This is a genomic window from Serratia quinivorans, assembly GCF_052113645.1.
Classification (GTDB): Bacteria; Pseudomonadota; Gammaproteobacteria; order Enterobacterales; family Enterobacteriaceae; genus Serratia; species Serratia quinivorans_B.
The window spans coordinates 347702-370395 of sequence record NZ_JBIEIU010000002.1; the positions used below are offsets into that span (position 1 = coordinate 347702).

The window sequence follows — 22694 nt, forward strand, 5'->3', positions numbered from 1 at the left end:
AACTCATTGCCGACTATCAGGCAGTCAACTGCCACAGGGTGAAGGCCGCATCCGGCGTCCATCCCGCGTTAGAAGCGTGTGCCTGCAGGCAGGTGTATTTCTTGCCTTTATAAGTCACCACATCACCGGGCTTATAACTGTGGTTGTTCTGCCATTCGGTCACGCCCGGATCGGGTGGCGTACCGCCGTCCGAAGTTTTTACTGCCAGCGCACTGCTCGGCAACGAGGTATTGCCCTGGTTGTCGGTGGCAGTGACAAAATAGCTGTACTGAGTCGCCGCCGTCAGGCCGCTGTCCTGCAGCGAAAGGCCGCCGGTTTGGCCGACAGCATTACCGTTCCGAGTGACTCAGCGGATTGACGCTGCTTGCCGCAGACCAATTCAGCGTCAACGAGGTCGCGGTGATCGCGTTGGCGTTCAGCGCGCTGGGCGCTTCAGGCTTTCCCGGCGGCGGGGTGACTCCACCCTGGATCAGCGCGGCATAACGAGTTTTGAATTCCCAGTTGTAGGCCACACCGGCTTTACTCTTGCCGTTATCCCAGTTAACCGACCAGGTCATCAGGCCCTTGATCGACAGGTTTTTGGCATCAAGGCGCGCGAAAGCGTTATAGACCGCTTGCTTGTCGACTACATAACCGGTGGCGGCGGCGTCATTGTTGGTGGGCAAACCGATCACAAATTTGGACGCCGGGATTTTGGTATAGCCACGGGTGCCGGTGACCAGGCTTTCGGTCAGGTAATACAGGAAGTCCTCTTTCATCGCGTCGTTATTCTGGGTGATCCAGGCACCTTTGCCGCCATTGGCTTCATCAACCCAGATCCCGTCACCGCCCTGATTGTAATATTGCGGCGCAATAAAGTCGTAATAGCCTTCCAGCGCGGTAATATAATCCAGGTAAGTGCCGTTGGTGCGTAAATAAGGGAATTCTGGTGCCATGCTGACAATAAAGTTTTTACCTTCGGCGGCATAATGCGCTTTCACTTTTTTCAAGGCGGCAGGCAAAACGGTTTTATTATTGGCGGCACCAATCGCCGCCTGTTCCAGATCGATATCCAGGCCATCGAAACCGTAGGTCTCCACCAGACGGATAATTTCATTGGTCAGCCGATCTTCGTCACCGGCTTTCAATTCGATATGCGCATCCGCACCGCCCAGAGAAATCAGTACCGCACGCCCCTGGCTGTTCAGCACGCCGACCTGGCGGCGAAATTCGGCATCGGACAGATTGTAAGGCTTGAAGGTGGGGATACCCACGCCTTTCATAAACGCCACGGCCACCACGTTATATTCGGCCGGGATATCGGTCAGGTTCATATTGGCGAATTGACCCTGCTGATAACCGTCACTGGCACCGGCGGCCCAGTTGTGCCAAAAACCCATCATGATTTTTTTATTGGACATATCCGGCATGGCAGCTGCGTCATCTGCAACCTGTGCATTGATAATGTTATCGGAGCTCATAGTAACCTCGTTATTTTAAGTAAGATTATTTCCACACGTCGTCAATATCAGTTATTGGCGGGGCGTGAATATAGAGTGCGACTTTTTAACGAGGGCAGGGTGAAACCTTTTCCCGCCAATAATAAATTAAATTCAAATTGACGGGGGAATTAAGCGGGTGGCCTTGATGGCCACCTCAGGCATTAAAAAATATTGATGTCGGCAACGGAGGGGAAGATATAGCTCGGGCGGAACGGCATGGTTTCGACATCGTTCAGCGTCGAGACGCCAGACAGCACCAACACGGTTTCCAGACCGGCCTGGAAGCCCGCCAGGATATCGGTGCGCAGGTTATCGCCAACGATCACCGTTTCTTCCGAGTGCGCCTGCATTTTGTTCAGCGCGGCGCGGATGATCCACGGGCTGGGCTTGCCGACGTAAAACGGTTTGCGACCGGTGATTTTCTCGATCGGGGCGCACAGCGCACCACAGGCCGGTACAAAGCCATGGCCGTGGGTATCCGGGTTGGTTGCGATAAAGCGCGCACCGTTGTTCACGAAGTAGGCGGCTTTATGCATCATGTCCCAGTTGTAGGAGCGGGTTTCGCCGACAATCACGAAGTCTGGGTTGATGTCGGTAATGGTGAAACCGGCTTTATACAATTCGTGGATCAGCGCGCCTTCACCCACCACGTAGGCCTTTTTGCCTTCCTGACGGCGCAGGAAATCGGCGGTGGCCATGGCGGAGGTATAAAACGCGCTTTCCGGAACGTCAAGCCCGGCGGCAGAGAAGCGGTTCGCCAGATCCTGTGCGGTCTGCGATGGATAGTTGGTCAGCACCACCAGCGGCATCCCCTGTTCCTGAATGCGCGCCAGGAAAATATCGGCGCCGGGAACCGGCGTATTGTCATGCAGCAGCACGCCGTCGATATCACATATAACGTTTTTGATTGTCATTGTTGCTGTTTCTCATGATTGGCGGCAGGCAAAACGCGAAGATAGCACACCTGCCTAAGGCGGCGGATCAGCTTTCCAGCAATCGCTGCAATAGCACGCCGTTGAGCATTGCCCGCTTGGCCAGGGCGAAAGCGCCGATCGCCGAGCGATGATTGAGTTCGGAGGTAACCACCGGCAGATTCTTGCGGAAGTCCTTCAGCACCTGAGTATTGATGCAGCTTTGGATGGCCGGCAGCAGCACTTTTTCCGCCTCGGTAATTTCACCGGCGATCACCACTTTCTGCGGATTAAACAGGTTGATGGCAATGGCCACAGCTTTGCCGAGGTAGCGGCCGACATGTTCGATCACTTCGCTGGCCAGCAGGTCACCACGGTTGGCTGCCTTGCAAATGGCAGCGATGCTGCAGTCGTCGAGCGTCAGCTTGCTTGGGTATCCCTGGGTCAATAACTGGCGTACGCGGTGTTCGATCGCGGCATTGGCGGCGACGGTTTCCAGGCAGCCAAAATTGCCGCAGTGGCAGCGTTCGCCCAGCGGGTCGATCTGAATATGACCGATTTCACCCACGTTGCCGTTGTTGCCCAGGAAAATTTGACCGTTGACGATGATGCCGGCACCGGTGCCGCGGTGCAGGCGTACCAGAATGGAGTCTTCGCAGTCGCGGGTGGCGCCAAAATAGTGCTCTGCCAACGCCAGGCTACGGATGTCATGGCCGACAAAACTGGTGACGTTAAAGCGTTGCTGCAGGTTGTCTACCAGCGGCCAATTGCTGACGCTGATGTGTGGCATGTAACGCACCACGCCCAAGGCCGGATCAACCAGACCGGGCAGGATCACCGCAATGGCGATCAGTTCGCGCAGCTTGCGCTGGTAGCTTTCGATAAACTGCGCAATGGCAGTGAACAACGCATTTTCCAGTGTTTCCTGGGTTCGTTCCGGCAGCGGGTAGTGCTCTTCACCGAGCGATTTTCCGCTCATGTCGTACAGGGTGATGGTGGCGTCGTGGCGCCCAAGGCGCACGGCTACGGTGTGGAAATGCCGGGTTTCGGAGACAATGGAAATGGCGCGGCGACCGCCGGTGGAGGCTTGCTGATCGACTTCTTTGATCAGCCCGCGCTCCAACAGCTGGCGAGTAATTTTAGTGACGCTGGCGGGCGCTAGCTGGCTCAGTTCGGCTATTTGAATGCGCGAGATCGGACCCTGTTGGTCGATCAGACGGTAAACTGCTGCGCCGTTGAGTTGTTTGACTAAGTCAACGTTCCCTATCTGTGCCTGTCCGCCAGTACTCATCAATAATTTTACTCGCTGTTCATTAAATTAAACCTCGTTACCGTTAACGAGCGTTTTTGTGATGCTAAAATCACGGGTAAATGCGGTCAGGTTCGCCACCTTACCGGCTTCGATCGTCCCTAAACGATCGTCCACGCCGATAGCACGCGCCGGGTAGAGTGTCGCCATACGCAGCGCTTCATCCAACGCAATGCCGACATGCTCAACGCTGTTTTTCAACGCGTCAATCATGGTCAGCGCAGAACCGCTCAGGGTGCCGTTCTCGTCCACGCACAGCCCATCACGATAGTATATTGTTTTACCAGCGAAAATAAATTGGTCAATATCGGCACCCGCCGGCGCGGTGGCGTCGGTGACCAGCACCAATTTATCACCTTTCATGCGCTTGGCGTTACGGATACTCGCCCAGGCCACGTGATGACCGTCGGCAATGATGCCGGTATAAACTTCAGGCGTGTCGAAAATTGCCCCCATCAGCCCCGGTTCGCGTCCGGTGATATACGGCATGGCGTTATACAGGTGAGTGGCGAAGGTGATTCCTGCGGCAAAGCCTGTACGGGCCTGATCGTAAGTCGCATTCGAGTGACCGGCGGAGACGACAATGCCTGCGGCGGTCAGTTGCTTGATAAAGTGCGGCTCCACCATTTCCGGCGCCAGCGTCACCTTGGTGATCACATCGGCGTTGGCGCACAGATAGTCGATCATCTCGCTGGTCGGTTTGCGGATAAACGCCGGATTGTGGGTGCCTTTTTTCTGTGGGCTGAGGTACGGCCCTTCCAGATGCAGACCAAGCGCCTGATTCTGGTGTTTTTTCAGATAAGCGCGCATCACCTCGATGCTGTGCTTCATAAATTCGTCGCTGCTGGTGATCAGCGTCGGCAGATAGCTGGTGCAGCCGGATTTTTCGTTGGCGCGCTGCATGATCTCCAGCGTCTCTTCCGAAATGGCGTCCAGAGAATCGTTAAATTGCACGCCGCCGCAGCCGTTAAGCTGCACGTCGATCAAACCGGGGGCCAAGATAGCGCCACCCAGATCGCGCGTTTCAATGCCGGCCGGCAGTTCAGCCAGCGGGCAAACGCGTTCAATCAGTCCATCAGCGATTACCACTGCATGGTCGTCAAGTACGTCGTGGCCGGTGAAAATACGGCCGTGGGTTAAAGCGAACATCGTAGCCCCCTGCAAGAATTAAAGACTTTTCACGCTTTCCGCTTCTAATTCGCGGAAATACTTAACGGTTTTGACTTTCAGTTCCATGGTGGATGGCTCATCGCACACCACAACGGCCTTGGCATGCAACTGCAGGCAACTGATGGTCCACATGTGGTTGATATTGCCTTCCACTGCGGCTTCCAGCGCCTGCGCCTTGGCATGGCCGGTCACCAGAATCATCACTTCTTCTGCGTCGAGCAGCGTGCCTACGCCCACGGTCAATGCAAACTTCGGTACCAGGCTAACATCGCCGCCAAAGAAGCGGGAGTTGGCGATACGGGTATCTTCAGTCAGGGTTTTGATGCGAGTACGCGATGCCAGAGATGAAGCCGGCTCGTTAAACGCGATATGACCGTCGATGCCGACGCCACCCATGAACAGGTTGATCTTACCGTAGGATTTGATTTTCGCTTCGTACTGGCGGCACTCGGCGTCAACGTCCGGTGCATTACCATTCAGCAGGTTGATATTTTCACTCGGGATATCAACGTGATCAAAGAAATTACGGTACATGAAGGTATGATAGCTTTCCGGGTGTTCCTGCGGCAGGCCAACGTATTCATCCATGTTGAAAGTCACCACATGCTTAAAGCTTACTTCACCTGCTTTGTGCATCGCAATCAGATGTTTGTACGCTTCCAGCGGTGTACCGCCGGTGGGCAGGCCGAGCACAAACGGACGCTCCGCAGTAGGTTTGAATGCGTTGATGCGCTGGACGATATGGCGTGCGGCCCATTTGCCGACTTGTGCAGTATCTTTCAGTGGGATAAGTCTCATCTAACACCTCTTGGGGTAAGTAAACTAAAGCTATACTGGAACGTGCCTGAACGAGAGTCTTAAGCCTAACCCAGGTTTATGATTCTCACGTGATGCATCAGACTCGATGATTTTTTTAATGATAAAATAAGTTTTGTGTGATGGCTAGCAATGTGGCAGCTTAAGACTGCTTTTTGGTGATATAAATCACAAAAAAGGAGGTTTTAATTTGCGATACGAAATAATTTTTTTACACTCCACTTTGTTGTCGTTCGTCCAGAGTTAATCGCGGTGTGTGATGGCGCTTGCGTAAAATATGATAAAGCCCATAAAAGGGCATTAGGGGGAATATTAAGGTGAACATACTCGGCTTTTTCCAAAGATTGGGCAGGTCGTTGCAACTGCCAATCGCAGTACTGCCCGTGGCGGCGCTTTTGCTGCGCTTCGGCCAGCCCGACTTACTCAATATTTCGTTCATCGCACAGGCCGGTGGATCAATCTTTGATAATTTGGCATTAATCTTTGCCATCGGTGTGGCGGCAACCTGGTCGAAAGACAATGCCGGTTCAGCCGCCCTGGCGGGCGCTGTGGGTTACTTCATCCTGACTAAAGCGATGGTAACCATCAACCCGGCGATCAATATGGGCGTGTTGGCCGGTATCATTACGGGCCTGGTGGGCGGGGCGGTCTATAACCGCTGGTCCGGCATCAAACTGCCTGAGTTCCTTTCTTTCTTCGGCGGTAAACGTTTCGTCCCTATCGCTACCGGCTTTTTCTGTTTAATCCTTGCGGCTATTTTTGGTTACATCTGGCCACCGGTTCAGAATGCCATCCACGCAGGCGGTGAATGGATTGTTTCCATGGGCGCTGTGGGTTCCGGCATCTTCGGTTTCGTTAACCGTCTGCTGATCCCAACCGGTTTGCATCAGGTATTGAACACTATTGCCTGGTTCCAGATTGGTGAGTTCACCAATGCTGCAGGTACCATTTTCCACGGTGATATCAACCGCTTCTACGCGGGTGATGGCACTGCCGGGATGTTCATGTCCGGCTTCTTCCCAATCATGATGTTTGGTCTGCCGGGTGCCGCACTGGCGATGTATTTCGCCGCGCCGAAAGATCGTCGCCCAATGGTTGGCGGGATGCTGCTGTCCGTGGCACTGACCGCATTCCTGACCGGTGTGACCGAACCGCTTGAATTCCTGTTTATGTTCCTGGCCCCGCTGCTGTACCTAGTCCATGCCATTTTGACCGGTATCAGCCTGTTTGTTGCTACCTTGCTGGGCATTCACGCCGGGTTCTCGTTCTCTGCGGGCGCCATCGACTATGTGTTGATGTACAACCTGCCGGCCGCCAGCAAAAACGTCTGGATGCTGATCCTGATGGGCCTGGTCGCCTTCGCGGTGTACTTCGTCCTGTTCTCCATCATTATCCGTGCGTTCAACTTGAAAACGCCGGGCCGTGAAGATGCGTCTGACGATGTCGTTGCTCCTGAAGCCAACAGCAATACCGATGAAGGTCTGCGCGCTCTGTCTCGCAGCTATATCGGTGCCATCGGCGGCTCAGACAACCTGACCGGCATTGATGCCTGTATCACCCGTCTGCGTCTGACCGTGAAAGATTCTTCGAAAGTTCTCGATGCAAGCTGCAAACGCCTGGGTGCCTCCGGCGTAGTAAAACTGAACAAGCAAACCGTTCAGGTGATTGTGGGTTCTAAAGCGGAAGCCATTGCCGACGGTATGCGTGCGGTTATCGCTACGGGTCCGGTTCCTGCGGCAGAAGTGGCACCGGCTGCCGGTGTGACTGCGGCAAAATCGCAGGCAGTGCCTAATGCACCGAAAGTGGCCTTCGAGTCGCTGGTGGCGCCGGTTACCGGTGAAGTGGTGGCGCTGGATCAGGTTCCTGACGAAGCCTTTGCCAGCAAAGCGGTAGGCGACGGTCTGGCGATTCGTCCGACTGACAAAACCGTTGTTGCGCCGGCGGATGGCACCATCGTGAAAATCTTCAACACCAACCACGCCTTCTGTCTGGAAACTGACAAGGGTGCAGAGATTGTGGTGCACATGGGGATCGACACCGTTGCGTTGAACGGCCAGGGCTTCAAGCGTCTGGTTGAGGAAGGGGCTGAGGTGAAAGCCGGTCAGCCAATCCTTGAATTGGACCTGGAATTCCTGAATGCCAATGCTCGCTCGATGATAAGCCCGGTAGTGGTCAGCAACGCTGACGATTACGCCGGTCTGACGGCGCTGGCGACCGGTTCTGTGGTAGCCGGCCAGACCAAACTGTTTGAGATCCAGAAATAAACCGATTTACCTGAGTAGTGCCCAGGGTGTTTAACGAGTCATGACGGAACGCACCCTACCTTTGGCGGGAAGAGAGCAATCTCTTCCCGCTTTTTTATTGGACGGCGTCGGGGAAAGGTTGCTCCGTAATGGTGCTGCGGTCTCTTGTGGTGCAACGCCCCGCATTTTTCGTGAAACAAACGGTTGTTTCCGGACGTGGCTTGTTGGATCATAGGCGGTTATGTGTAGCGCTTTGCATTGAGGAATAGTGAAATGAGTGAGGCTGAAGCCCGCCCAACCAATTTTATCCGTCAGATCGTCGATGAAGATCTGGCGTCAGGGAAACACGCGTCAGTACATACCCGTTTCCCGCCGGAGCCGAATGGCTACCTGCATATCGGCCATGCTAAATCCATCTGCCTGAACTTCGGCATTGCCCGCGATTATCAGGGCCAGTGCAACCTGCGTTTCGATGATACCAACCCGGTAAAAGAAGACATCGAGTTCGTTGAGTCGATCAAGCACGACGTGGAGTGGCTGGGCTTTGAGTGGAGTGGTAACGTCCGTTACTCCTCAGATTACTTCGATCAACTGCACCAGTACGCGGTGGAGCTGATTAATAAAGGGCTGGCCTACGTCGACGAACTGTCGCCTGAGCAAATCCGCGAATATCGCGGCAGCCTGACCTCGCCGGGCAAAGACAGCCCGTACCGTGGTCGCAGCGTGGAAGAGAACCTGGCGCTGTTTGAAAAAATGCGCAACGGCGAGTTCGCCGAAGGTACCGCCTGCCTGCGTGCCAAGATTGATATGGCTTCGCCGTTTATTGTGATGCGCGATCCTGTGCTGTACCGCATCAAGTTCGCGGAACATCATCAGACCGGCAACAAATGGTGCATCTATCCGATGTACGATTTCACCCACTGCATTTCCGATGCGCTGGAAGGGATCACTCATTCGCTGTGTACGCTGGAGTTCCAGGACAACCGCCGTCTGTATGACTGGGTGCTGGACAACATCACCATTCCTTGTCATCCGCGTCAGTATGAGTTCTCACGCCTCAATCTCGAATATGCCATCATGTCGAAGCGTAAGCTGAACCAGTTGGTGACCGAGAAGATCGTTGAAGGCTGGGATGACCCGCGTATGCCGACCGTGTCCGGTCTGCGCCGTCGTGGCTATACCGCCGCGTCCATCCGCGAGTTCTGCCAGCGTATTGGCGTGACCAAGCAGGATAACAACGTCGAAATGATGGCTCTTGAGGCCTGTATTCGTGAAGACCTGAACGAAAACGCACCTCGTGCGATGGCGGTGCTGGATCCGGTGAAGGTCGTTATCGAAAACATGACGTCCGGCGTGGAAATGGTGACGATGCCAAACCACCCGAATAAACCGGAAATGGGCAGCCGTGAAGTGCCGTTCAGCCGTGAGATTTATATCGATCGCGCCGACTTCCGTGAAGAAGCCAACAAGCAGTACAAGCGTCTGGTGCTGGGCAAAGAAGTGCGCCTGCGCAATGCTTACGTGATCAAGGCGGAACGTATTGAGAAGGATGCCGAGGGTGAGATTACCACCATCTTCTGCAGCTACGATCCCGATACGCTGAGCAAAGATCCTGCCGATGGCCGCAAGGTGAAGGGCGTGATCCACTGGGTTTCCGTTGAGCACGCGCTGCCGGCTGAAATCCGTCTGTACGATCGCCTGTTTAGCGTGCCGAATCCGGCGGCGGCAGAGGACTTCCTCGCCACCATCAACCCTGAGTCGCTGGTTATCAAGCATGGCTTTGTGGAGCCAAGCCTGGCTGCTGCACAGCCGGAAAAAGCCTATCAGTTCGAGCGTGAAGGCTATTTCTGTGCCGATAGCCGTTATTCTTCGGCAGAGCACCTGGTGTTTAACCGCACCGTTGGCCTGCGTGACACCTGGGCTAAAATTGGCGCCTGAGTGATCAGTGGTTAACGCAAATTAAGCGCCACTTCGGTTGCGCTTAATTTGATGACAAACACCCGAAAAGCGTGGTTTTCGGGTGTTTGGGGTAAATCAGAAGATATAATTCTTTGTTTTTATTAGCTCCCAGATCAGGACTTTTAACTGCAAAGGACTTTGTCAGCAGTCTGAGCGCAACTTCGGTTGCGCTTTTTTTATGCCCGCAATCGATAATTTCTCATTCCCGCTAAGGCTCTTATTTCCTCAACCTATTTTTAAATTTTTATCTGGCCGTTGTATCAGTAATTTCTTGATATAAATCATCATTAATATAACATTGTCTTATATATTCGCGATGCGAATTAATGTCATTTAGAGAGCGCTCTCATATTTTTTCTTCTGACTGACTTTTTGGCTCCAGCTGAAACCATTAATCGTTTCCTATTGACCTCGTATTGTTGTTTATTCTGATTTTATTGAATTTTTTATTCGACAGCCTACTTGCATAGCCACGTAACAAAATCTCATCGATATGTGCTCTTTGTCATACTTTGACAAATCTCTCTGATATTTCATTTGATAATTCGCGTCGCGAAAAATAGTCTAGCTGTAGCAATAAGTGCTGTGGGGTTTGAGCCCCGTCGGCAATATTTTTTACCCGGTTGGGTTTTTTTATTGGCAGTCGTGCAGGGCAGTGGTGAACACGGGCGGCTGCAACTTTTAAAGTTAAGTCAAAGAGGAATTTCATTATGGGTACGCACGGTGCTCAGCGTAAAACGCTGGCGCTCGCAGTCGCGGGTGCGCTGTTGGGAACAGGGTTTGCCATGGCCCCTGAGGCGAAAGCCGCAGGATTTATCGACGACTCCACGATGACCGGCGGTGTGTATTACTGGCAACGTGAGCGCGACCGTAAAGATCTCAATCCGACCAGTGACGATTACAATAAATACACCACCAACTTGTCGCATTCGACGGCCAACCTGAGCCTGGATTTTACCTCGGGCTATGCCTGGGACATGTTCGGCCTGGACGTGGGCGCCTTCACCGCTATCGAGTTGGCTGAATCCAGCGCTAGCGGCCACCCGAACGAAATCGCGTTCTCCTCCAAAAACCGTACCTATGATGAAGACTACTCCGGCGACAAAGGCGGCATCAGCCTGTATAAAGCCGCCGGTAAATTCAAATATGGCCCCGTCTGGGCACGGGCCGGTTACATCCAGCCTAGTGGCCAAACGCTGCTGGCGCCGCACTGGAGTTTTATGCCGGGCACCTATCGCGGGGCTGAGGCCGGAGCGAACTTTGACTATGGTGATGCCGGCGCTCTGAGCTTCTCCTACATGTGGACAGATAAATACAAAGCGCCATGGCACATCGAGATGGACGACTTCCGCCAGAACGATAAAAAAACCGGTGTCTCCTACCTGCACTCGCTGGGCGCCAAATATGACTTCAAAAATGATCTGGTACTGGAAGCGGCCTTCGGCCAGGCCGAAGGTTATGTGAATCAGTACTTCACCAAGGCGTCTTACAAGTTCGATCTGGTGGGTAACCCGCTGACCACCAGCTACCAGTTCTACGGCACGGAAGACCGCATTAGCGACAAGAACGATCCTAACAGCATTTACGACGGCCTGGCCTGGCTGCAAGCGCTGACCTTTGGCTACACCACCGGCCAGTTCAACTGGCGTCTGGAAGGGACCATGGTCAAAGCCGAAGGCAACCAGGGTTACTTCCTGCAGCGCATGACTCCCACCTACGCGTCTTCCAACGGCCGCCTTGATGTGTGGTGGGATAACCGTTCCGACTTCAACGCCAACGGCGAAAAAGCGGTTTACGCCGGGGTGATGTATGACCTGAGCAACTGGAACCTGCCGGGCATGGCGGTGGGCGGTTCTTACGTTTACGCCTGGGATGCCAAGCCAAGCACCAACCCGATCTACGATCAGAGCCAGCGCCTGAAAGAGAGCGCCTGGAGCCTGGACGCGATGTACACCATTCAGGAAGGCCGCGCCAAAGGCACCTTGCTGAAACTGCACTACACCCAGTATGACAACCACACCAACATCCCGAGCTGGGGCGGCGGTTACGGCAACATCTTCCAGGACGAGAAAGACGTCAAATTCATGGTTATCGCGCCATTCACCATCTTCTGATGCGCCGCCCCGGCGGTAGCGTCGGGGTCATTTAACGGGAATATAACGATGAAAAAAATCATGCTGATGTTAGCCGCGGTGGTCACGTTGAGTGCTTGCGTGCAGCCGACGGCACCGCCCGAAGATGCCAAATTGAAACAGGCTTACAGTGCCTGCATTAACACGGCAGAAGGTTCGCCGGAAAAACTGCAGTCATGCCAGGCGGTACTGAACGTGCTGAAACAAGAGAAACAGCACCAGCAATTCGCCGAGAAAGAAACGGTGCGGGTGATGGATTATCAAAACTGCATTCAGGCCGTTCACAGCGGTAACGGTCAGGCTTATGACGCCAAGTGCGGACAGATTTGGAAAGAGATCCGCGATAACAATAATTAAGGATGATGATAAAAATGAACAAATTCAAATTGAGTGCGCTTGCCGCATTAACGGCAACCGTTGGATTATTTGGCAGCGTGGGGAACGCGATGGCCAATCAGCCACTGGTAGATCAACTGAGCCAGTTGAAACTGAATTTGAAAATGGTCGACAACCGGGCCGCCGACAGCGGCCTGGATTGCGGCAAACTGGGTGCTGACTGGGCGGCCTGCAACAAGGTGGTGATCAGCCTGACCAACGATAACCCGACGATTAAAGGCCAGGACTGGGCGATTTACTTCCACAGCGCTCGTCAGACCCTGCGGGTGGATAACGATCAGTTCAAGATTGCTCACCTGACCGGCGATCTGTACAAGCTGGAACCTACCGACAAATTTACCGGTTTCCCGGCGGGGAAAACGGTGGATATCCCGATTATTACGGAATACTGGCAACTGTTTAAAACCGATTTCGTGCCGCGCTGGTATGCCACTTCGGGCGATGCCAAGCCCAAAATCCTGGTGAATACCGATACCGAAGATCTGAACCAGTTCGTTGCGCCGTTTACCGGCGACCAGTGGAAGCGCATCAAGGACGACAACAATATCCTGATGACGCCGGCTTCCCGCTTCACGAAAAACGCCGAACTGAAGACCTTACCGGCAGCGTCGCTGCGCGGCCAGATCGTGCCGACGCCGCTGCAAGTGAAAGTGCATACGCAGGATGTGGATTTGAGCAACGGCGTTGCGCTGGAGCTGAGTGCATTGCCCAAACCGGCGGCGGAGGCCACGGCCCAACGTTTCGCCCTGTTGGGAGTCACCTCTAACGCAGACGGCTATCCGATCAAAACCGATATTCAACCGGGCAAATTCAAAGGTGAACTTGCGGTGCCGGGTGCCTATGAATTGAAGATTGGCAACCAGGAAGCACGTGTCATCGGCTTCGATCAGGCTGGGGTGTTCTATGGCCTGCAGTCTATCCTGTCGTTGGTGCCGACTGACGGCAGCGCCAAAATCGCTACGCTGGAGGCCAAAGATGCACCACGTTTCCAGTATCGCGGCATCTTCCTGGATGTGGCGCGTAACTTCCACCAGAAGGACGCGGTGTTGCGCTTGCTTGACCAAATGGCGGCTTACAAGCTCAATAAATTCCATTTCCATCTGAGCGATGATGAAGGCTGGCGCATTGCCATCCCGGGCTTGCCGGAGTTGACCGAAGTGGGTGGGCGGCGTTGCCATGATCTGAGCGAAACCACCTGCCTGTTACCGCAGTACGGCCAGGGGCCTGAGGTTTACGGTGGTTTCTTCTCCCGTCAGGATTACATCGACATTATCAAATACGCCCAGGCGCGCCAGATTGAAGTGATCCCGGAAATCGATATGCCGGCGCATGCTCGTGCCGCGGTGGTATCGATGGAGGCCCGCTATAAAAAATTGCATGCCGCCGGTAAAGAGCAAGAGGCCAATGAGTTCCGTCTGGTGGATCCGACAGATACTTCCAATACCACCTCGGTGCAGTACTTCAACCGTCAAAGCTACCTCAACCCGTGCCTGGATTCGTCCAAGCGCTTTGTCGACAAGGTGATCGGCGAGATTGCCCAGATGCACAAAGAGGCCGGGCAGCCGCTCAGCACCTGGCACTTCGGCGGCGACGAGGCGAAAAATATCAGGTTGGGCGCCGGTTATACCGATCTGGCCAAGCCAGAAGCGGGCAAAGGCATCATCGATCAGAGCAAAGAGGACAAGCCATGGGCGAAATCTCAGGTCTGTCAGGCGATGATCAAGGACGGCAAGGTTGCCGATATGGAGCATCTGCCAAGTTACTTCGGGGTGGAAGTCAGCCAATTGGTGAAGGCGCACGGCATCGACAGAATGCAGGCCTGGCAGGATGGCCTGAAAGACGCGAAAAACGCCAAGGCCTTCGCCACCCAGCGTGTCGGGGTAAACTTCTGGGATACGTTGTATTGGGGTGGGTTCGACAGTGCCAATGACTGGGCGAACAAGGGCTACGAAGTGATCCTCTCAAACCCGGATTACGTCTACATGGACTTCCCGTATGAGGTGAACCCGGACGAACGCGGTTACTACTGGGGGACGCGTTTTAGCGACGAGCAGAAAATGTTCAGCTTTGCGCCGAACAACCTGCCGCAGAATGCTGAAACCTCGGTGGATCGCGATGGCAACCACTTTACCGCCAAAAGCGATAAGCCTTGGCCGGGGGCTTACGGCATCTCTGCTCAGATGTGGAGTGAAACCCAGCGCACCGACGACCAAATGGAATACATGATCTTCCCTCGTTCGCTGTCGGTGGCCGAGCGTGCATGGCACCGGGCGGATTGGGAGCAAGATTACCGGGCGGGGCGCGAGTATAAAGGTGGCGAAACCCACTTCATCGACACCAGGAAATTGGATCGGGACTGGCTGCGCTTTGCCAATCTGCTCGGCCAGCGTGAACTGGCGAAACTGGACAAGGGTGGCGTGAGCTATCGGTTGCCGGTGCCGGGCGCCCGCGTAGTGGGCGGCAAGCTGGAGGCCAATATTTCGCTGCCGGGTCTGGGCATTGAGTATTCGACCGACGGCGGCAAGCAATGGCAAAGTTACGATGCCAAGGCCAAGCCTGACGTCGCCGGCGAGGTGCAAATCCGTGCCGTGAGCCCGGATGGCAAACGTTATAGCCGCGCAGAGAAAGTGTAAACCTGAAACCTGGCCCGTCTGTTCACCGACGGGCCGTTATTGATCGTCCACAGCAACGACCGGCGGTAATCAGAAATGAATTCGATTCGGCTGACCTTTATGGTCGTTGCGTTTTTTTCCGGGATTGCCGGTGCGCTGCAAATACCGACCCTAAGCCTGTTCCTCACCACCGAGGTGCAGGTGACGTCATTATGGGTCGGTTTTTTTTATGCGGTTAACGCCGGTGTCGGCATAATCGTCAGTTTTTTGCTGGCGAAAAAATCGGACCGTCAGCGTGATCGACGTCATTTGATTTTAATCTGTTATTTATTGGCGGCAGGGAACTGTCTGTTATTTGCGTTTAATCGCAATTACCTGACGTTAATTACCGCAGGCGTGTTATTAACCGCTATTGCCAACACGGCGATACCGCAATTATTTGCCCTGGCGCGCGAGTACGGGGAAGAGGCGTCGCAAAACGTTGCCATGTTCAGCGCGGTCATGCGCGCCCAGCTCTCCCTGGCCTGGGTTTTTGGCCCACCATTGGCTTTTATGCTGGTGGTGAATTACGGCTTCACCGCCATGTTTATTTTTGCCGCCGGCATATTCTTGCTGGTCACGCTATTGGCCTGGTGGATATTACCTGAGGTGGTCCGCAATACGGCGGGCAACGAAATTACAGCCCAGCAAAAAACACCTTTCGATAAAGACGTTGGCCTGTTGTTTGTTGCCTCGGTATTGATGTGGACCTGCAGCGCCATGTATTTGATTGATGTGCCGCTGTATATCACCGCCGAACTGGGGTTGCCGCAAAGTTTGACCGGCTGGATCATGGGGGTGGCCGCTGCGATAGAAATCCCGATCATGATCCTGGCGGGGCGTTATGTGAACCGGCTGGGCAAGCGCCTGATGATGTCAGCTGCGATGGTGGCCGGCATGGTGTTTTATGCCGGGATGCTGTGGTTTAGCTCGCCTGCCGGGTTGCTGTTCTTGCAAGTATTTAACGCGATATTTATCGGCATTATTGCCACCATCGGCATGCTCTATTTTCAGGATTTGATGCCGGATCGGGCGGGAATGGCCACCACTTTGTTCACCAACAGTATTTCCACCGGCGTGATCCTGGCCGGAATATTACAAGGGATCCTGACCGAATACGGGCCGCATTCCTCCGTTTATCTGTTAGCCATATTACTGCTTTCTATTGCTTTACCTGTCGGTTTTAAAACCCGGGAAGTTTAAGTGGTTTCTACGTGAGTCGTTTATTTTTAAACACAAACAAGGATATATGATGGCTATATTGGTGACGGGCGGCGCCGGTTATATCGGCTCGCATACCGTGTTGGCGCTGTTGGAAAGGGGGGAGGAAGTTGTCGTATTGGACAACCTGTCCAACAGTTCGCCAGAGTCGCTGTTTCGGGTAGAACGATTGACCGGCAAAAAAGTGATCTTTTATCAGGGGGATATCCAACAGCATCACTTGCTGGATCATATCTTTCGCCAGCATGAGATCCAGGCGGTTATCCATCTTGCGGGGTTGAAATCCGTCAGAGAGTCGACCGAGGAGCCGCTGAAGTATTATCAAAATAATATTTCCGGCTCGCTGATCGTACTGGACAGAATGCGCCATGCCGGCGTCAAGCAATTCATTTTCAGCTCTTCGGCTACCGTTTATGGGCCGGCGGAATATACCCCGCTGACGGAAAACTGCCGGGTCGGGCAGACAACCAATCCCTATGGCACCTCCAAGCTGATTGTCGAACAGATCCTGGCGGAATTTGCCACTACCGCCCCGCAGATGGCGATCACCGCGCTGCGTTACTTTAATCCGGCCGGGGCGCACGAGTCTGGCTTGATTGGCGAAGATCCCGCCGGCATTCCCAATAATCTTCTGGCTTATCTGGCGCAGGTGGCTATTGGTAAACTCGCGGTGTTGCCGGTGTATGGCAACGACTATCCCACCAGCGATGGCACCGGGGTGCGTGATTACATCCACGTTATGGATCTGGCCGAGGGCCATTTGAAAGCGTTGGATAAGCTGCAGCCAGGTTTTAACGTGTATAACCTGGGCACCGGCAAAGGCTACTCGGTACTGGAAATTATTAAGGCTTTTGAACGCGCTTGCGGGTTTAAGATCGCCTATCAAATAAACCCCCGGCGTGCGGGAGATATCGCCGAGTGTTGGTCCGATCCGTCGTTGGCGGCCGAAAAATTGGGCTGGCAAGCCAAGCGTAGCCTGGAAAAAATGGTTCATGATGCCTGGTGTTGGCAAAGTAAAAATCCACAGGGTTACGGCCCGGCAGTTACGGAGGGCTGCCGATGAGCCGTCACAATGGGCAGGTGGAAGGTTTGCAGGATGATTTGTTCCGCGCCGAGTATGAGGCACGGATCAACGACCTGAAGTTTGAGTTTGTGAAGTATCAGCGCCAGGTTTCATCGCAGGGGCTGGAGCGCTATCAGCGTGGGGTCACTCAGCTGCGAGAGTGGCTGGCAGCGCAAGGGCATTTATTCGATGCCGCCCGATGTTCTTCGCTATTTTGCGTGCCGACCCGTCCGCTGGCCGCGCGGGAAAAACTGCTGCACCGTATCTGGCTGGGAGGCGCTATTCCTGACGACGCCAGAGAAGTTATCTCTCAATGGGGCGATGCGCAACATGAGGTGGACAGAGCGGAGATCCACGACTGGATCGGCATGTTATGGGTCTGGGATGCGCGTCAGCTTGCAAAAGATGCCCACTTCACTCCGTCGCGGGTGAGCAAAGACGGGGGCCTGGGGGAATACGATGCCGGTAATCATCGCCTGCAGGTACATTCGTTGAGCGAACTGGCGCAAAAAAGGGCAGGTAACACCCTGGGCTTCCTTCATCAACTCCACGATAAGCGTTACTACGCGACACTTTCCGACTACTTTCGCTTCATGATCTTGATCGAGATGGGGGGAGTGTATATGGATATCGACACTCTTCCCCATCGCTCCGCGACACTGTTTCTGATCAAACCTGAAGTACCGGATTACTTGCAGTTCCTGCCGGGGGGCGAAGTCAGTCATGTTAGCTGGCTGAATCTGTTTCTCGACGAAACCGGGATGATCATCAGTCGCCAGGGGGATCTGTCGCTGTGCAAGATGTTGGCGGGGCTGGATCAGATTTATGCCTCGCAAAGTGGCGAGGTGCCGGAAAAGGATCCCCATCACGAGCGGCAGTTATTCGATCCTTTTTATGTGCTGTGGAGTCGTCATATTGGCCGTACTTTTCTCAGTCACGATCGCTTCTGCCAGGATCACGGTGTCCATTACGATGCGGCTCCACAAGCGGTGACCTGCGGCATCCGTGGTATGCGCCTGCTGGAGGACGTGATCACTGAACAGCGGCTGCCGCTGTCGCAGGAAGAGGAGCGCAGCTACCGCCAATGCGTCAGCCGGCTGGAGCGGTTGGATTGGCAACTTGAGCAGCCATTGGATCTGGCCCGCCATGCGGAAATATTTACCGTCGATGAAGTGCCGCGCATGGCTTATCCGGCGCAGATCCGTTCCGATATCGACCATTACCACTATTATTCGGTGCTGTCTCATGACCGCACCTTGGATCGGGTGAATCAGCTTTTTGGTGAATACCTGATTGCCGATAACCGGCGGCAAATTGCGGCAGGGAATTATTGGCGTTCAAGCTTGGGCAGCGGTGAGGCGATAGCGCCGGAAGCGGGCGGGGCGCTGCATTTTGTGCCGGGGCGGCAGGCGGGGGAGGCGGATAAAGTCCGTATGGCGCAGCTGATCTTCAGCACCAGTTACCTGGAATACTGCTCCGTCGGCAACCGGGCCGGGTTGGATCCTGTGTCGCTACAGCGGGCGCAAAACATCGAGCCTTACCTTGATTTGATTACCTTGGCTTACGATCGGTGCGGGGCTTTTGTCGGTTTTTTCAATGCGGCCACTGTCAGCGAGTTGTATGACATACAGGCCGATTATCTTTATCGCGATGAAATAAAGCCACTGGATGAAGCTTACGACCGCTTTGTGCAAAGTCAGTGCACGGGGGATGATTATTTTGTCTGCAGTCTGGCGATTGAGAGCCGATTTCGCGGGCAAGGGCATTTCAACCCAATGTTTGCCCTGATTAAGCAAAGGGCGCAACAGCGCCAGGCGAAAAATATCGTGCTGTGCGTATGGCAACGCAGTGATGCCAGTCAACTTTATTTGAACAAGGGATTCCGCGTACGTGGCGTGTTCGACCATGCCTGGACGCTGTTTTTCGATCGTCTGTTATTTCTTGAATATGAGCTGTAACGAGTTTGCTCATCCGCGTGTCGGCGGGTGAGTTGACGCTGACGTCGTGTCAGTGGGAAGCGAAAGAAGTGCCGCTGCAATTGTTGTATTTAACGCTGTGATCTTTCCCCGGACCTGTCCGGGGATTTTTTATCCTATTATCGCAGGCACAAAAAAACCGCCGTTAAAGGCGGTTCTCAATGCCGGTTAAGGACATTATTTTTTGTCGTGCAGCGTGTCGTTTTCGCGGCAGTCACCGGTTTCACAGTGGCCGTACAGATACAGGCTGTGGTTGGTGAGCTTGATGCCGTGTTGTTTGGCGATATCACGCTGACGCACTTCGATAGACTCATCGCTGAATTCGATCACTTTGCCGCAGTCCAGGCAAATCAGGTGATCATGGTGATGCTGCTGAGTCAGTTCGAACACGGACTTGCCGCCTTCGAAGTTATGACGGGTCACAATGCCGGCATCATCAAATTGGTTCAGTACGCGGTAAACTGTAGCCAGGCCAATTTCTTCGCCCATATCTATCAGTTTTTTGTACAGATCTTCCGCACTGACGTGATGGCATTCCGGATTTTGCAGTACTTCCAGGATTTTGAGTCGCGGAAGCGTGACTTTTAAGCCGGCCTTCTTCAATGCGGTGTTGTTGTCAGTCATGCGGATTCAGTCCTGTTACTATGCTAATCAAGTTGAGGCGTTCTCGCCTGTGGCATCGGTCGGCACAAAGAGTTAATTGCGTCTCATTATAGAACCGGTTGACCTAAATGGAAACCGCCGGTTGTTAACAAAGATATAATTGCACTATTGCATGTTGCACATGCAACGTCTTGATGAGTGGGATAAACCGATAAATCAGTCTACCTTGACGATGTGAGAAGTTACAAATCTGTATCTTCTATCGCAGAAATCTGTGCTGCCAATGATGATGGCCCTGCCGGCAACACTATGCACTTTGCAGGGCTTTTGTTCAACCTTTGGCGTTACCCGACGATTTCGGCCAGGCTCAGCTCTTCGACGATTTGTTTTACCCAGCCTTCCACACGTTCGTTGGTCAGCTCCGGTTGGCGATCTTCGTCAATGGCCAGGCCGATGAAATGACTGTCGCTGGCCAGGCCTTTTGAGGCTTCGAAATGGTAACCTTTGGTCGGCCAGTGGCCTACGATAGCCGCGCCACGCGGTTCGATAATGTCGCGAATGGTGCCCATCGCATCACAGAAATACTCTGCGTAGTCTTCCTGATCGCCACAGCCGAACAGCGCAACCAGCTTGCCGTTGAAGTCAATTTCTTCCAGCGTCGGGAAAAAATCATCCCAATCGCACTGGGCTTCGCCGTAGTACCAGGTTGGGATACCGAGCAACAGGATATCGAAAGCTTCCAAATCTTCTTTGCTGCTTTTGGCGATGTCATGAATTTCAGACACCTCTTTGCCAAACTGCTGCTGGAGAATTTTCTGGATCATCTTGGCAATGTTTTCGGTATTGCCAGTGTCGCTGCCAAAGAAAATGCCTACATTAGCCATATCGCGTATAACCTTTAAATTCAATAAATTGCATTCACGATGTTAGCGTTGACCACGATAACACCGATTAAAATGATGCCATGGCAAGAGGTTATCTCTTACCGGTAAGTGCGTATCATGCCAGAAATTTACCCCGGGTATTTATCACTTTAATGCGATGCCGGGTGGAAAAAAGCGGTGTTGATCGGGCGTCATCCTTAACGCCGCGCCGCATGTGCGGCTGCAATGATCAATGTTCTGGCTGCTCGTCTGCCAGTTGTGCCAACAGCATTTGCTCAATGAGCTCGCTGCGGCTGATATTACGCTGTTCCGCCAGTTTGTTCAGGGCGTCCACCGCATCCGCGTTGATCTTCAGTTCCACACGCCGTAAGCCACGGACTTTATCGCGTCGAAGCTGATTACGCTTATTGATTCTAAGCTGTTCATCTCGGGATAGCGGGTTGGTTTTCGGGCGCCCCGGACGGCGTTCATCTGCGAACAGATCCAGCGTCGTGCGATCCGTTTGTTCTTTTGCCATAGGTAGCGGTACTGCAAGGGAGTTTGCATCAAAAAGCGTTTACACGCTTCCGGACGGTTCGGTTAACACACTTCGGGCCAATAAACCCTAACCCAAATTTACCCCCAGCCTGACGTTATCGAACACGCCCGGCACGGCGGCAAAATTATAGCGCGCCATATTACCCCAGCAGGTGGAGCGACGACAATGCTTAACTGAGCTGAAAACGCGCTAAGCCGTTATCTTTAGCGCGTTTTTTCATCAGATGACCGGTTTGGAGAGGAACCTGGCCCTGTACGGAGGGATGTCGACTCAGGCTTCGTCGAGGAAACGGTGGATGGCGCGCAGCACCGCCTCCGGTTTTTCCGCATGAACCCAGTGCCCGGTACCGGCGACCACGTGCGCGCGCGCCTGCGGGAATTGGCGAGCAATATCTGCACGGTAGCTATCCTGGACGTAAGGCGACAGGCCGCCGCGGATAAACAGCGTGGGGTGAGGCCAGGCGGGGACTTCCTGCCAGCCGATAATGTTTTCGTACTGTTCGATCAGCACCGGCAGGTTGAAGCGCCATTCCCCCTGATGGAAAGATTTCAGCAGGAACTGGATCACGCCTTCTTCTTTCAGGTAGCCGCGCATCAATTCCGCAGCCTGCTGACGTTGAGTGATACCGGCGGAGCTCACTGCTTGTAATGCGGTAAAAATTTCGTCGTGGCGACGAGTGTGGTAATCCACCGGCGCAACGTCGATGATGATCAACTTCTCTACTCGCTCCGGTGCGATTGCCGTCAGCGCCATGGCCGCTTTACCGCCCATCGAATGGCCGATCACAATCACTTTCTCCAGGTGCAAATCATCGAGCAATGCCAGCAGATCCTGCGCCATCTCCGGGTAGGTCATCACCTCAGAGCGCGGTGACAGGCCGTGGTTGCGCAGATCGACTTTAACCACGCTGTGCTGCTGATTCAGGTCGCGCGCCAGCACACCCAGATTGTCCAGGTTGCCGAACAGTCCGTGGATCAGGATCACCGGCAGAGCGTCGGACTCGGTGGCCAGCAGTTGATAATGTAATTTCATGGCGAAGTTCATACTGAGAGAGATTCAGATTAGGTTATCATGATTAAAACACCGGATGAATAAACCCGTCGCCTTTCAAGCGACAGCGTTGTTAGCTGCACTCGCTGCAACTTGAAATCCATCGGGTATAACGCGGATTTTTCATGGTAAGGTGCAGGTTTGACAGCGCCAGTCGGCGGCGGACTATAGGTAATAGTCTGCTTTTGCCCTGTTGGGGCACATTGTTATGTTCGCTCCTGCGCTTTTAACCTTATAATCCCATGGCTTGAATGCCGGATCTGGCTTCAGGTTCTAAGTAGAAAAAAACAG

16 protein-coding genes and 1 pseudogene are annotated in these 22694 nt (G+C 53.8%); 8 read left to right on the forward strand and 9 right to left on the reverse strand.

Annotated features, from left to right (window positions below; all coding sequences use genetic code 11):
- Nucleotides 1-16: 16 nt before the first annotated feature.
- From ACGS9J_RS07060 to nagB, 5 genes and pseudogenes are all read right to left on the reverse strand, one after another.
- Nucleotides 17-1460 (reverse strand): annotated as a pseudogene (locus ACGS9J_RS07060) (carbohydrate-binding protein).
- Between the two features lie 182 nt (nt 1461-1642).
- Nucleotides 1643-2395 carry an HAD-IIA family hydrolase gene (locus ACGS9J_RS07065; protein ID WP_442230266.1) on the reverse strand — a complete coding sequence of 251 codons (753 nt, stop codon included), beginning with the start codon at nt 2393-2395 and terminating at the stop codon, nt 1643-1645.
- Between the two features lie 67 nt (nt 2396-2462).
- The gene (gene nagC / locus ACGS9J_RS07070; RefSeq protein WP_442230267.1) at nt 2463-3683 is read right to left on the reverse strand and encodes a DNA-binding transcriptional regulator NagC; all 1221 of its coding nucleotides are present in this window, start codon (nt 3681-3683) and stop codon (nt 2463-2465) included.
- Nucleotides 3684-3710: 27 nt separating this feature from the next.
- Nucleotides 3711-4850, reverse strand: coding sequence for an N-acetylglucosamine-6-phosphate deacetylase (nagA, locus tag ACGS9J_RS07075; protein WP_442230268.1), 1140 nt, complete (start codon nt 4848-4850; stop codon nt 3711-3713).
- 18 nt (nt 4851-4868) lie between these two features.
- Nucleotides 4869-5669, reverse strand: coding sequence for a glucosamine-6-phosphate deaminase (gene nagB / locus ACGS9J_RS07080; RefSeq protein WP_012005664.1), 801 nt, complete (start codon nt 5667-5669; stop codon nt 4869-4871).
- Between the two features lie 335 nt (nt 5670-6004).
- Between nagB and nagE the strand changes: the two genes are divergently transcribed.
- The 8 genes from nagE to ACGS9J_RS07120 all read left to right on the forward strand — a co-directional run bounded on the left by nagE (nt 6005) and on the right by ACGS9J_RS07120 (nt 19310).
- The gene (gene nagE / locus ACGS9J_RS07085; RefSeq protein ID WP_442230269.1) at nt 6005-7951 is read left to right on the forward strand and encodes a PTS N-acetyl glucosamine transporter subunit IIABC; all 1947 of its coding nucleotides are present in this window, start codon (nt 6005-6007) and stop codon (nt 7949-7951) included.
- Between the two features lie 252 nt (nt 7952-8203).
- Entirely contained in the window at nt 8204-9868 is a 1665-nt protein-coding gene (gene glnS, locus ACGS9J_RS07090) for a glutamine--tRNA ligase (protein WP_442230270.1), read from the forward strand.
- Between the two features lie 731 nt (nt 9869-10599).
- Nucleotides 10600-12003, forward strand: a complete 1404-nt coding sequence (chiP, locus tag ACGS9J_RS07095; protein WP_442230271.1) for a chitoporin ChiP — start codon at nt 10600-10602, stop codon at nt 12001-12003.
- Nucleotides 12004-12051: 48 nt separating this feature from the next.
- Nucleotides 12052-12378 carry a ChiQ/YbfN family lipoprotein gene (gene chiQ, locus ACGS9J_RS07100; RefSeq protein WP_442230272.1) on the forward strand — a complete coding sequence of 109 codons (327 nt, stop codon included), beginning with the start codon at nt 12052-12054 and terminating at the stop codon, nt 12376-12378.
- A gap of 14 nt (nt 12379-12392) precedes the next feature.
- Entirely contained in the window at nt 12393-15050 is a 2658-nt protein-coding gene (locus ACGS9J_RS07105; RefSeq protein ID WP_442230273.1) for a family 20 glycosylhydrolase, read from the forward strand.
- A 75-nt stretch (nt 15051-15125) separates the two neighbouring features.
- Nucleotides 15126-16271, forward strand: a complete 1146-nt coding sequence (locus ACGS9J_RS07110; protein WP_442230274.1) for an MFS transporter — start codon at nt 15126-15128, stop codon at nt 16269-16271.
- Between the two features lie 49 nt (nt 16272-16320).
- Nucleotides 16321-17352, forward strand: a complete 1032-nt coding sequence (galE, locus tag ACGS9J_RS07115; protein ID WP_442230315.1) for a UDP-glucose 4-epimerase GalE — start codon at nt 16321-16323, stop codon at nt 17350-17352.
- Nucleotides 17349-19310, forward strand: a complete 1962-nt coding sequence (locus tag ACGS9J_RS07120) for a TcdA/TcdB catalytic glycosyltransferase domain-containing protein (protein WP_442230275.1) — start codon at nt 17349-17351, stop codon at nt 19308-19310. The genes galE and ACGS9J_RS07120 overlap by 4 nt, the downstream gene beginning before the upstream one ends.
- Before the next feature lie 195 nt (nt 19311-19505).
- Here ACGS9J_RS07120 and fur read toward each other — a convergent pair whose 3' ends face one another.
- The 4 genes from fur to ybfF form a co-directional block, all read right to left on the reverse strand.
- Nucleotides 19506-19952 carry a ferric iron uptake transcriptional regulator gene (fur, locus tag ACGS9J_RS07125; protein WP_442230276.1) on the reverse strand — a complete coding sequence of 149 codons (447 nt, stop codon included), beginning with the start codon at nt 19950-19952 and terminating at the stop codon, nt 19506-19508.
- A 323-nt stretch (nt 19953-20275) separates the two neighbouring features.
- Entirely contained in the window at nt 20276-20815 is a 540-nt protein-coding gene (gene fldA / locus ACGS9J_RS07130) for a flavodoxin FldA (RefSeq protein ID WP_262240380.1), read from the reverse strand.
- A gap of 229 nt (nt 20816-21044) precedes the next feature.
- The gene (gene ybfE, locus ACGS9J_RS07135; protein WP_004949692.1) at nt 21045-21332 is read right to left on the reverse strand and encodes a LexA regulated protein; all 288 of its coding nucleotides are present in this window, start codon (nt 21330-21332) and stop codon (nt 21045-21047) included.
- A 291-nt stretch (nt 21333-21623) separates the two neighbouring features.
- Complete coding sequence (gene ybfF / locus ACGS9J_RS07140; protein ID WP_442230277.1) at nt 21624-22397, reverse strand: esterase; 774 nt, start codon at nt 22395-22397, stop codon at nt 21624-21626.
- Nucleotides 22398-22694 lie beyond the last annotated feature (297 nt).